Annotated in this window: 15 protein-coding genes; all 15 read right to left on the reverse strand. The window is 38.2% G+C overall.

The window, feature by feature from the left end; genetic code table 11:
* Positions 1-7: 7 nt before the first annotated feature.
* The 15 genes from FW768_RS08685 to FW768_RS08755 all read right to left on the reverse strand — a co-directional run bounded on the left by FW768_RS08685 (position 8) and on the right by FW768_RS08755 (position 11202).
* Positions 8-829, reverse strand: a complete 822-nt coding sequence (locus FW768_RS08685) for a formylglycine-generating enzyme family protein (RefSeq protein ID WP_153394579.1) — start codon at positions 827-829, stop codon at positions 8-10.
* A 70-nt stretch (positions 830-899) separates the two neighbouring features.
* A complete protein-coding gene (gene nirK / locus FW768_RS08690; RefSeq protein WP_042721878.1) occupies positions 900-1934 on the reverse strand; it encodes a copper-containing nitrite reductase in 1035 nt (344 codons plus the stop codon).
* A 122-nt stretch (positions 1935-2056) separates the two neighbouring features.
* Positions 2057-2488, reverse strand: coding sequence for an RrF2 family transcriptional regulator (locus FW768_RS08695; RefSeq protein ID WP_153394581.1), 432 nt, complete (start codon positions 2486-2488; stop codon positions 2057-2059).
* Positions 2489-2567: 79 nt separating this feature from the next.
* Positions 2568-3524 (reverse strand): DUF438 domain-containing protein, encoded by a 957-nt coding sequence (locus FW768_RS08700; RefSeq protein ID WP_042721876.1) that lies wholly within the window; start codon positions 3522-3524, stop codon positions 2568-2570.
* A gap of 115 nt (positions 3525-3639) precedes the next feature.
* The gene (gene moaCB / locus FW768_RS08705) at positions 3640-4545 is read right to left on the reverse strand and encodes a bifunctional molybdenum cofactor biosynthesis protein MoaC/MoaB (RefSeq protein WP_042721875.1); all 906 of its coding nucleotides are present in this window, start codon (positions 4543-4545) and stop codon (positions 3640-3642) included.
* Positions 4546-4548: 3 nt separating this feature from the next.
* Positions 4549-4989, reverse strand: coding sequence for a molybdenum cofactor biosynthesis protein MoaE (locus FW768_RS08710; RefSeq protein ID WP_153394583.1), 441 nt, complete (start codon positions 4987-4989; stop codon positions 4549-4551).
* Positions 4976-6070, reverse strand: a complete 1095-nt coding sequence (locus FW768_RS08715) for a ThiF family adenylyltransferase (RefSeq protein WP_042721873.1) — start codon at positions 6068-6070, stop codon at positions 4976-4978. The genes FW768_RS08710 and FW768_RS08715 overlap by 14 nt, the downstream gene beginning before the upstream one ends.
* Positions 6071-6084: 14 nt before the next feature.
* On the reverse strand, positions 6085-6318 hold the full coding sequence (locus FW768_RS08720) for a MoaD/ThiS family protein (RefSeq protein WP_042721872.1): 234 nt from the start codon (positions 6316-6318) through the stop codon (positions 6085-6087).
* A complete protein-coding gene (gene mobA, locus FW768_RS08725; protein WP_120231272.1) occupies positions 6308-6898 on the reverse strand; it encodes a molybdenum cofactor guanylyltransferase in 591 nt (196 codons plus the stop codon). Before mobA ends, FW768_RS08720 begins: the two co-directional genes overlap by 11 nt.
* Positions 6899-6910: 12 nt before the next feature.
* A complete protein-coding gene (locus FW768_RS08730; protein WP_153394585.1) occupies positions 6911-8107 on the reverse strand; it encodes a molybdopterin molybdotransferase MoeA in 1197 nt (398 codons plus the stop codon).
* Between the two features lie 15 nt (positions 8108-8122).
* Positions 8123-8725 (reverse strand): molybdopterin-dependent oxidoreductase, encoded by a 603-nt coding sequence (locus tag FW768_RS08735; RefSeq protein WP_227942458.1) that lies wholly within the window; start codon positions 8723-8725, stop codon positions 8123-8125.
* Between the two features lie 82 nt (positions 8726-8807).
* Positions 8808-9806, reverse strand: coding sequence for a GTP 3',8-cyclase MoaA (gene moaA, locus FW768_RS08740; protein ID WP_227942459.1), 999 nt, complete (start codon positions 9804-9806; stop codon positions 8808-8810).
* Positions 9790-10071 (reverse strand): DUF6755 family protein, encoded by a 282-nt coding sequence (locus tag FW768_RS08745; protein ID WP_153394586.1) that lies wholly within the window; start codon positions 10069-10071, stop codon positions 9790-9792. Before FW768_RS08745 ends, moaA begins: the two co-directional genes overlap by 17 nt.
* 23 nt (positions 10072-10094) lie before the next feature.
* A complete protein-coding gene (locus tag FW768_RS08750; RefSeq protein WP_042721863.1) occupies positions 10095-10616 on the reverse strand; it encodes a QcrA and Rieske domain-containing protein in 522 nt (173 codons plus the stop codon).
* A 10-nt stretch (positions 10617-10626) separates the two neighbouring features.
* The gene (locus tag FW768_RS08755; RefSeq protein WP_042721862.1) at positions 10627-11202 is read right to left on the reverse strand and encodes a 4Fe-4S dicluster domain-containing protein; all 576 of its coding nucleotides are present in this window, start codon (positions 11200-11202) and stop codon (positions 10627-10629) included.
* Positions 11203-11211 lie beyond the last annotated feature (9 nt).

The following is an 11211-nucleotide window of genomic DNA, read 5'->3' on the forward strand; positions in this document are numbered from 1 at the left end:
ACTTTAATTAATCTTTCGCACATCTAAATCCAAGGTTGTTGAGACAGTAATCGGCTTTCAAGCTTCCTCTGAGTGCATACCGGACAAATGCCGCATAATTTCTGAGATCCGCTGATGTAACTGCCGCGCCTGCACAGAACATAGATTCGTTGGTGGTATTATCTTTTCTGGATTCCCCGCTCATCATCACCGAATTGAAATCATAGGTCCATTCCCACACCATTCCGTACATATCATAAACACCGTAATAATTAGGTTGTGAATGCTTTACAGGCTGTTTGCTTTTTTCTTTTTTCTGATAGGATTTCAATATAAATTCTGTAAACTCCGGCTTTTGGGAAGCATCTTTGGAATCTCTGTCCGCAAGTGCTGTATATTCCCATTCATCTATTGTCGGAAGTCTTTTCCCTACACTTTCGGCATACGCTTTTGCGGCATACCAGGAAACATTGGTGACAGGCGTTTCCGGACCTAAGTTTTCAGGAATTTCAAAATCGCTCTTCCAGTTTTTCAGATAGGTTGTATCTGCATATAGTCTTAGGATCTTACTTTTGGCCCATTGGGGATTTTTCTTCAGGAATTCGAGATATTCTCCATTGGTAATAGGACTTTCGTCAAGATAAAATGTTTTAACTTTTACGATTCTCCCTGAATCTTTACCAATAAAGGCTTTATACGTTCCCCCATCTATTTTTACCATTTTTTTTGAGCTGGAGACTTTGTTCGGATGGTGTTGAACGTGGGGCTTCGTATCAGAAACATCGCGGTGACCGGAACAGGAAACCTGACTGATAACAATTATAAAAAATATTACTAATACACCTTTCATGATTTCCCTTTTTATAATCCCCAATGAGACCTAAGTAATAACACCCTTTCAACTATATATTTACTTTAATTTAATTTTTCTTATAAATGGCCGGATTTTCAGGACCCGTCACTTTTATTTTTCCCAAAGCTCCTTTATTGAATGCTCTGAAAATGGCATGGTCTACGATCACATATTCTCCCGGAACGGTTGCTTTAAATTCTACGATTGTAGCTCCTCCCGGTGGAATCAAAGTAGTTTGTACATCTTCATTGATCTTGCTTCCTCCTTCTATGTATACTTTGTCAAAGATCTCACCGATAACGTGGAAAGAAGAGGTAAGGTTGGGTCCTCCGTTTCCTACATAAAAACGAACTGTTTCTCCAACTTTAGCCTGAAGTTCCCCTTTACCTAGCAAAGCACCTGTATGTCCGTTGAACACTACATATTCAGGATGTTCTGCAATGGCTTTGTCCATATCAAATTCCTGTAATCCTTTATCCCCGAATTTTCCTTTGGTGTAGAAATCTCCTTGCATGATGTAAAACTCCTTGTCTACTTTCGGTAAACCTCCTTCCGGTTCGATAAGGATCAAACCGTACATTCCGTTGGCGATATGCATTCCTACAGGTGCTGTTGCACAATGATAGACATACAGTCCGGGATTTAAGGCTTTAAAATTGAATACTTTCTCTGTTCCTGGTGCTACAAATGTGGCTTCTGCTCCTCCTCCGGGACCGTTCACGGCATGAAGGTCTATGTTATGAGGAAAATTGCTGTTTTCATTGTTTTTAAGGTGAAGCTCGATCTCATCTCCTACTCTTGCGCGGATAAAACTACCGGGAACTGTTCCGTTGAATGTCCAGAAGTTATATTGCGTTCCATCTGCCAATTCACCGACTTTTTCAATAATTTCCAGTCTTACAATGACTTTTTTGGCAGCTCTCTCTCCTACAGGAGCAGGTACATAAGGCGGAGCAACCAGTTTTTGTTCTTCTGATGAACCGTCTGTAGCTATTTTTTCGGCATCCGCTGTTTTATCTGTGGCAGCGGATGGATTTTGTTTGCATGAATTCATACTGATGAACGCAGACAAAACGGCAGTGATGAAGATGGATTTTTTCATTTTGATTGGTTTACGTTTTTTGGCTTAAAATAATTTTATTCAATTTAACAAGATATAAATACCTTTTAGTGTTTTATTTGTCACTGCTTAAAACTTGATTTTAATTGATTCTGATAAATATTTTATTTTTTTAAAAAAGTCAGTTTCAAATCTAAGTTCTTGACAAACATTCTGATCTTGGAGTTTTCCAGCATATCTCTTATTTCTTTACGGATATGTTTGAAATCATTATGGATAGGACAAGGATGATCTTCCGAGCATTCTCTGAGTCCTAAACCACAACCTGAAAAAAGTTTGTCTCCGTCTATCTCTCTTACAATATCTGCTATAGATTGCTCGAAGTTATTTTCATCCATATAAAAACCACCGTTGGGTCCTTTTGCAGATTGTACAAAACCTTTTCTGCTGAGTTCCTGTAGTATTTTGGCAATGAAATACTCCGGGGAATCTATTCCTGATGAAATATCTTTGATCCCTACTCTGCTTCCGTCCTTGGACTTCTGCGCGATGAAGATCAGTGCACGAATGGCGTATTCACAGGTTTTAGAAAACATTTGTTATTTTTATATTACAAAGATATATATTCGAATTTATATAAAAGAGTTTTTGGTATTTTATTTTTCATGATAATTATCACTCCCATTCCAAAAGTCTTCTTTCTCCCTCGATCTTTTTGATCCCCGAAATATCCTGAGACATTTCGATAACCCCTCGATAGTTCTTCTGTGCGTCTCTTACGGCAAAATATCGTACATAGATTAGCTTGTCACGATAATTGAACCAGAACGATGCTTCATTTTGCTCTCCTTTTCTGAAAGCTTCCAATATTTTCAGAACGGTATCCACACTTTTCGGAGGATGGCAAAAACGCACTTCTCTTCCGATAATTCCTGCACTTCTCGGGAAAACACGAATGTCTCCACGGTTATAGAAAATCACTCTGTCGTTTTCATCCACATAGGTAAGATCCAGCGGCAATGTTCTGAATAAAAGATTCACCTGTTCCACTGTCATATATCCTTCATCAAAGTGTGATGCATTTTCATCAAAACTAACATCGGTTCTTATGGTTTTATCTTCGGAAGGATGTACATACTGCTCTTCTTCCGGATATTTTGCGGGTGGCTGACTCAGCATCCAGCCGATTTCATCTTCGCCTTCTCTCATTTTTATCCATTCTTCATCGGTAAGGATCTCCATTGCATTCGGGAAGAGAACCATTTTTTCCACCTGCATCAGATTTCTTAAGTTCTGACCCGCATATTCTATGTTTTGTTTTGCGGAATCCAGATCTTTTTCTTCAATATTTTTTCTGATGATCCTGAAAATATCCCGGATCGTATCATGGAAAGACCACATATTTCTGGAAGGTCCGGTCCACCTTTTTTGCTCCAGAAAAGGAAACAGTTGATTTTCTTTTCGCTCAAATCTCCTCTCAACGGTTGACAAGTGGTTGAAAAGGTTATAAAATTTCTGAAATTCTTCCTTCGGATCTGTTTGAAGCAATTCTTCCAGTAATGTATCGATCAGCTCCTCTTCCACCAGATAAGTGTGAACGGGATGTCCTGCTTTTAATTGATTTTTATCCATTTTAGTTTTAATAGAATATTAATACCTTTTTATCTTTTATAGAACAAAGGTAAGATTTCAACTTCAATTAAAAGAGTTTTTTATCTTTTATTATACTGATTTTTATCAGCAATCTTTAATGCTTTCCGCCGTTCAGTATTTTATAGATGTGCAGAATCCCCGGGAATATAGAATCCATCGACTCTTCGGCTCCTTTTGTTGAGCCTGGAAGTGCGATCACCAGAGTATCACCGATCATCCCGGCAAGACTTCTCGATAACATCGAATAAGGAGTTCTTTGCTGACCATAATTTCTGATCGCTTCGGCAACTCCGGGAATTTCTCTGTCCAACAACGGACGAACAGCTTCGGGAGTGACATCTCGTTTCGAAAGCCCGGTTCCGCCTGTAATCATTACCAACGAGATTCCGTCTTCTGCATACAGCCTGATCTTGCTCTGGATCTCAGCAATTTCATCAGGAATAACCACATAATCATTAATGTTTACCTTATTTTTCTCAAGGGATGAAATAATGGCTTTTCCTGCTTTATCTTCTTTTTTACCTTCAAAAATACTGTCCGAACACACAATTACAGATGCTATGATCCCTTCACCGGAATCTTTGATATCGGATTTTCCGCCTTTTTTCTCAAGCAGCCTGATGTTTTTGATCTCAATGTTTTTATCGATCGGTTTCAGCATATCATACATGGTAAGGGCAACGATTGAAGCGGAATGCATCGCCTCCACTTCTACCCCGGTTTTATAGATCGTATGAATTTCTGAAGTGATATGAATATCCAAATCCATGATCTCAAACTGAATAGAGGTATATTCTATAGGAAGCGGATGACAGTCCGGAATAACATCACTCGTTTTTTTGGCTGCGAATAAGCCTGCTGTTTTGGACATTTCAAAAACATTTCCTTTCGGAACTTTTTGATTCACAATAGCATCGATCGTCACCTGTGAACTGACGCTGACAACGGCTTCTGCAATAGCTTTCCTGAGTGTATTTGTTTTATGTGTGATATTAACCATACTTTATTGTTTATTTTCTTTCCAGGAGTGAGATTTATCCTCCAAAATTTCTTTTCCCCACAACGGAACTTCCTTTTTGATCCTGTCCACCATTTCGTCACATGCATTGATGGCTTCCTTACGATGTGGAGCTGAAGTAAACACAAAAAGACAGATCTCCCCCACTTTGATGTTTCCCAATGAATGATAGATGTGAGTGCAGGTAAGTCCGTATTTGGTTATGATCTCTTCACGGATTTCATGGGCTTTTTCCACTGCCATCTCCTGATAAGCTGTGAATTCTATAGATTCAACTTTCTTATCATTGATTTTGTCTTCCCGAACCTGACCCAGGAATATGCTATGACCACCAATACTTGTTTTTACCGTGTGTTTAGCAATACTTTCGGCAACGAATGCAGGATCAATAGGACCTTTTATAAATATATTCTTAATTTTTTTCATGATAAACTGATTTTGCTCCGGTCGGAAAATGCCTGATCTCTTTTTCCGGAAAATAAGTTTTTGTGATCTCCACCGCTTTTTTGCTTCGGATTCCTGAGGCGCAAATGAAACAGATGTTTTGATAGGATTTTAATGATTGTAAATGTTGTTCAAGTGATGCCAATGGAATTTCCAGAGCGTTTAAAGCTTTCAATCTCGGTTGTTCTTCAGTTTCTCTTACATCAATAAGAACACTGTTTTTCTGATTCAGAAATTCTTCTAAAGCTGAATGCGAGCTGATGTCATCACCTTTATGGATATTACAGAATACATCATAATTGAAATTTTTGAATTCCTCTATGGTTTTCGGTCCTGATCTTTCTTTATTTTCAGTAAAAGTCATTTTCAGAGACTGGTAATTTTTGGTATTAAAGATCAGTAACTCATGTACCAAAACCTCATCTGAGCCGATCAGCAATTTGATGACTTCATTAGCCTGAAAAGTACCAATAACGGATGAATGGGACGGCAAAACTCCTGCTTCATTACAGTTCGGAACTTCATTAGGATTTGGCGGTATCGGAAAAAGATCCCGGTATTGTGTCACCGAATTTACTTTTTCAACATTGAAAACCGCCACTTGACCTTCATATCTGAAGATAGAAGCATACACCAAAGGTTTTTTCAAAAGAAAACAGGCATCATTCAATAAGTATCTTGTCGTAAAATTATCGGTACAATCTACGATCACATCAAAATTATGGATCAATGATAGAACATTTTGTGTGGTGACCAACTCCTGAAAAGCGACTATTTCGGTTTCAGAATTCATGGTATTCAAATGTTCGAAGGCTGCAACGACTTTTGGAGTTCCCACATCTTGCTCGTCATATAAAAGCTGACGGTGAAGATTGTGCAGATCTACTTTATCAGAATCTGCTATTCCTATCACTCCGATTCCTGAAGAGACCAAAATCTGGAGAACAGGGCATCCCAATCCGCCTGCTCCAACCACTAAAACTGATGAACGGGCAAGCTTTTCCTGTGCTTCAACCCCAAAATTCGGAAGTATAATCTGTCTGCTATATCTGTTTATATTCATGGTAATGTATTTTTTTAACCTCCTGAGTAGGGAGGTAATAATGCAATTTCTGCTTCACCTGAAATCAAGTGCTGGTTTTCTGCTTTCACTCCATTCACAACGACTAAAAAAGTAGTTTTCCCCAATTCAGGAAATTTTTCGAACAATTGCGATCTGAGTTCAGCAACACTGGCTGTATTGTGCAATGGAAGATCATATTCTTCTACTTTAAAGATGTCTGTGAGTTTGCCAAATATTTTAAGTTTCATCTGTCCTGATTTTAAGTAATTCTAATTTATTTATCATACGTTCTGCCTCCCAAAAGCTTTCCGGTGTATTGATATTCAAAAACTGTGGTCTAAAGGATTCATCATACTGAATATAATGAGCATCTTGCTGTTCCAGAAATCGGGTCATTCTCAGGCGGTCATTCTTAATTGAATTTGCTAAAACATCAAGAACCACATAAGGATAAATGCCTAAAACCGGATATACTTTACCTTCACATTCCGCGATACTGATCTTATTTTCTGCTCTTCTTTGAAGAATATCTTTCATCAATTCCGTAGAAACAAAAGGCATATCGCAGCTACATACGAAAATATCTTCCTGACAGTGCTCTAAAGCAGACCGAATTCCTTCCATAGGACCTTTTTGCTCATATCGATCCTTAATCACATTCATTGGAACAGGATCACCTGAACGGTTTCCGGAAATAAAAACCTCATCGAATACTTTCGCCAAATTATCCACAACATGTTGTATCATCGTTTTTCCACTCATCTTCATGAGGGCTTTATCCTGTCCCATTCGGGAACTTTTACCACCCGCTAAAACAACTGCTTTCATTTCTGATCATTTTCAAATCCTCCAGATCTTTATTTTTTCACCAGGATTTATTTTGGTTATATTTTCAGGAAATTCAACCAGACAGTTTGCCTGTGCCACAGAATTCATTTTGTATGATTCCTGACCATTGAGGATATGCACTTTTCCCTGGGAATACCAAGCTTTTAAAAACTGTGTCTGCTCACTGCTTTTTTTCATTACGAAAGATTCTGAAACCGCCACATCCTGACTTTCATTAAGGTTCTTTCTTCCGAAACATCCCAGTACAAACGGTTTTACATACTGATGGTAACAGGAAAATACAGATGCTGGATTTCCCGGTAACGCAAAAACAAATTTTTCGTTAAATTTCCCGAAGAATAAAGGTTTTCCTGGCTTTTGTCTTACTTTATAAAACAATTCCGTAACACCCAGTTTTTCCAGAGCAGGTTTTACATAATCATAATCTCCCACGGAAATTCCGCCTGTAATCAGTACAATATCTGCATTTTCAAAGGCTTCTTTAATCGCAGAAAAAGTTGTTTCTTGTCTGTCTTCGGCATGTTTTATGAAGGAAAATTGATGATTGATCTCCGCTAAAGCAGCCTGTAAAGTGTATGTATTGGAATTGTAAATTTCTCCATCGGATAAAGTTTTCCCAACTTCCACCAGTTCATTGCCGGTAAAAACAAGACCGATCTTTAACCGTTTATAAACCTTAACTTTTTCTATTCCAAATCCTGCCAGAAATCCGATCACTGAATGATTGATAAATGTGTTCTTTTCCACAATCACAGTTCCTTTCTCGGTTTGTGAAGCTTTGAGACGGATATGGTCCCCTTTTTTAATTTCATCTGTATTACATTGGATATAATCTCCGTTGCGGACTACTTTTTCCTGCATCACCACAGTATCTATACTTTCCGGAACCTTTGCCCCAGTAAAGATCCGTACAGCTTCTCCTTTACCTAAAATAGGGTCATTTGTTGAAATTCCTGCAGGAATTGTATTGGTAACTTTTAATTTGGTAGAATCTTTCAAATCATCAAAACGAAATCCATACCCATCCATCGCAGAATTATCGAAAGACGGCACATCTAAGGTCGCCATGATAGGTTCTGCCGTATAAAAACCCAAAGCTTCCAACAGAGGCAATATCATATTCTCTGTCGGGAAAATATGGTTCTCTATGATTTCTCTGGCTTCAGAAACACTTATGTATTGATTCATTCTGATCATGCCTTGCTATTGCACTCTTGTTACTTCTATGCTTTTCAGCCATTTTACGTGACGAGGACCCGTTTTGGTATCAGACAGACTCACGAGGATCATTTCGCCTTTTTCTTTCAGGGGGTTTCCGTTCTGTTCAAATACTACATACACTTTATCTCCAGTAGGGTTATTGAACAATTCTGCCCATGAAAAGGTAGCTTTGTAATCATCTGAAGCTCTTGCAACAATGTAGAAATTCCTGTCTGTGTGATCCTTCTGTGCAATTTTTGCCTTTTCCACAATTTCTGTAAGCAGAACACCTTTAGTAGATTCTATATGACTTTTGGATATCCCCGACTGACAGACAATATCAAAATCTTTAATTTCCTTTACATTCATTTTTTTCAAAGAATCTACAGTGAGTGTCAAGGGCTTAACGACATCTCCCATTACGGTTATCTCTTTGTTTACATAGATCCAGTCATCATCATCGTGCTTATGATTTTCTTTTTCCGAAATGTTTTCTGAAATATGAGCCATACTTTGCACTTCAGGTTTTGCTGCTTCAGGTTTACTGCATTGCAACATTGGGTAGGTCATCGCTACCACCCAAATGAATTTTAAAAATTTTCTCACGGTTTGATTTATTAGTGTTTAAAATGATTACAGTTTTTTAGTTATTATTAATTTTTGTTTTTATTTTTTTCCAAATATAAAACTACCCGCCGATTTTTATCATACTCCGATTAACAATTGATTGATTTTTTACACTTCCCATTTCAGAAAACTGTCCACCTTTCTCTTTATGCTTTCTGGTGATGCCTAATTGAATCAGTTCCAGAAGGTCTTCTTCGTTTCTGAAAGCCTTCAGCAAATCAAATTCATCCGCTCCGAAAAGACAGTTTTTCATTTTCCCATCTGAAGTGATCCTGATTCGGTTACAGCCAGCACAGAAAGCATTGCTCATGGTAGAGATCAGTCCGAAAACTCCTTTGCTTTCTTCACTAATCCGGTATTTTCTGGATGTATCATTTTTCTGATCCGTTATTTTTTCAAACGTAAAGTGCTGTGAAACCAAATCAAGCATTTCCGCGACCGGAATCACTTTTGCTTTTTCCCAAGAATTTCCGGTGAATGGCATAAATTCTATAAACCTCAACTCTATCGGATAATGATGGGATAAGGCAATGAATTCCGGGATCTCATCATCATTGAAACCCCGCATTACCACCATATTCAGTTTTACATTAAACCCTCTTCTGATGCTTTCTTTGATATTGTCCCAAACGGGTTGAAACAGGTCTCTTTTGGTAATGTATTTAAACTTTTCGCGATCCAGAGAATCAATACTGATATTGAGATTTTTAACGTTACATTCTTCCAGCGCATCAAAATACTTATGAAGCAAAACCCCATTGGTTGTAACTCCTGTATTGACATTTAACTTGGAAATCTGTCGGATGATATTTTCAAAATCATGTCTTACCAAAGGTTCTCCCCCTGTGATTCTGATCTTGTTAATCCCATAATGATGAACAAAAACCCTTGCAATTTCGAAAATTTCGCGGCTGCTCATCAGTTCTACGGATGATGTACTTTTGAACGGTTCATCGGGCATACAGTATAGACATCTGAAATTACAGTTGTCCGTAATGGAAAGCCTCAAGTAATCGTGTTTTCTGCCAAAAGAATCAAGCAAATCAATAGGCATTGTCATTCTCCTCTTCTGATTTTTTAATCTGTCCTGTAGGAATATCCGGTACATATCTCAAAAAGAAAAGTGTACACAGAAATATAATCATTGATCCAATTGCCGAATAGGCTGCAAAGTCCAGGTTTTCTTTATCCAAAGCCTTGTTGATCGTTCCAAACAAAAGCCACATTTGCAGACTTACCAGCAGAATATAGACGCTGATAATGGCAACAAGCATTTCATTGATTCTGAATGTTACTTTTTTAATAGGTTTCTTTCGTACTGACATCTCGGTAATTTTTTGTGTTGAACTTATCCGTGGCTTTCTTCGGTTTCTTTTTCAAAATCCGTCACATATATTTTATCCTCTTTGATCACGACCTTTAACTGCGGAAGCGGTCTCGGTGGCGGTCCCTGAATAACAGATCCGTCATCCGGATTGAAAAACCCGTGGTGACAAGGGCATTCGATCAGCTGTTCATTATGATTGTATAGCACAGAACATGACAAATGGGTACATTTTTGTTCAAAAACTTTCCATGTATCTTCTGCGAGACGGATAAGCATATAGGGATTACGATGATCTTCATTGATATAGAACGTTCTCATTCCTCCCACCTGTAGATCGGTCGTTAATCCTATAAAATAGGGTTTTATTTCTTTCTCTTTTCTGAAAAAATTAAACAATGGAACGGCTACATTGGCAAATGCCAAAGTGCCTGAGAAAAAAGTGATCAGTTTGATGAATTCTTTTCTGGAAACATATGCTGCCTCACGTTTTTTAATAGGAAAATCGGCTTTCCAGGCGGGGATTTTTTTATGATTTTCTGACATGTTAGTATGATTAAAAAACTTTTAATTCTTCGCTGCCTTTCGGCATCATTATATTTACTTTTGTATTTACGACTTCTTTCCCGAAAATAAAGCGGTTCACAGGTGTGCTGTTCGGTCTTTTCTTCGCTACATTCTCTCTGGTATCAAAGGTTAAGGCCCCACTGGGACAAACTGTTGCACACATAGGTTTAAGACCCGTACTGGTCCTGTCGTAGCACATATTGCACTTCATCATTAGCATCGCACTTTGATCCGGAATCTGCGGAACTCCGAACGGACAACCAATAACACAATTCGCACATCCGATACATTTTGATGTATCTGCGGTATGCACAATACCATATTCATCTTTTGTAATAGCATCTGCGGGACATACATTCGCACAAATGGGATCTTCACAATGCATACACACCTGCACGGTGGTCTGAACAGTTTCTGCCCTGTCTACATAATGAATATGAATCATCGAGGTTTCTCCGTTAGTCTCACATTCTGCACAAGCCATCTCACACGAGTGACAGCCGATGCAGCGCTGCATATCAACGAAGAATTCCATATCATTAAATTTTTCAAACTGTTCCGCCATAATCTTTTT

The sequence above is a fragment of the Chryseobacterium vaccae genome (assembly GCF_009602705.1).
Lineage (GTDB): Bacteria > Bacteroidota > Bacteroidia > Flavobacteriales > Weeksellaceae > Chryseobacterium > Chryseobacterium vaccae.

Bases quoted from the DNA above. Each gene is read 5' to 3' on its own strand.
- FW768_RS08750 (WP_042721863.1), bottom strand. From the start codon at position 10,616: ATGTCAGAAAATCATAAAAAAATCCCCGCCTGGAAAGCCGATTTTCCT.
- FW768_RS08755 (WP_042721862.1), bottom strand. From the start codon at position 11,202: ATGGCGGAACAGTTTGAAAAATTTAATGATATGGAATTCTTCGTTGAT.
- FW768_RS08715 (WP_042721873.1), bottom strand. From the start codon at position 6,070: ATGAATATAAACAGATATAGCAGACAGATTATACTTCCGAATTTTGGG.
- moaCB (WP_042721875.1), bottom strand. From the start codon at position 4,545: ATGGTTAATATCACACATAAAACAAATACACTCAGGAAAGCTATTGCA.
- FW768_RS08710 (WP_153394583.1), bottom strand. From the start codon at position 4,989: ATGAAAAAAATTAAGAATATATTTATAAAAGGTCCTATTGATCCTGCA.
- nirK (WP_042721878.1), bottom strand. From the start codon at position 1,934: ATGAAAAAATCCATCTTCATCACTGCCGTTTTGTCTGCGTTCATCAGT.
- moaA (WP_227942459.1), bottom strand. From the start codon at position 9,806: ATGACAATGCCTATTGATTTGCTTGATTCTTTTGGCAGAAAACACGAT.
- FW768_RS08700 (WP_042721876.1), bottom strand. From the start codon at position 3,524: ATGGATAAAAATCAATTAAAAGCAGGACATCCCGTTCACACTTATCTG.
- FW768_RS08720 (WP_042721872.1), bottom strand. From the start codon at position 6,318: ATGAAACTTAAAATATTTGGCAAACTCACAGACATCTTTAAAGTAGAA.
- FW768_RS08745 (WP_153394586.1), bottom strand. From the start codon at position 10,071: ATGTCAGTACGAAAGAAACCTATTAAAAAAGTAACATTCAGAATCAAT.
- mobA (WP_120231272.1), bottom strand. From the start codon at position 6,898: ATGAAAGCAGTTGTTTTAGCGGGTGGTAAAAGTTCCCGAATGGGACAG.
- FW768_RS08685 (WP_153394579.1), bottom strand. From the start codon at position 829: ATGAAAGGTGTATTAGTAATATTTTTTATAATTGTTATCAGTCAGGTT.
- FW768_RS08730 (WP_153394585.1), bottom strand. From the start codon at position 8,107: ATGAATCAATACATAAGTGTTTCTGAAGCCAGAGAAATCATAGAGAAC.
- FW768_RS08695 (WP_153394581.1), bottom strand. From the start codon at position 2,488: ATGTTTTCTAAAACCTGTGAATACGCCATTCGTGCACTGATCTTCATC.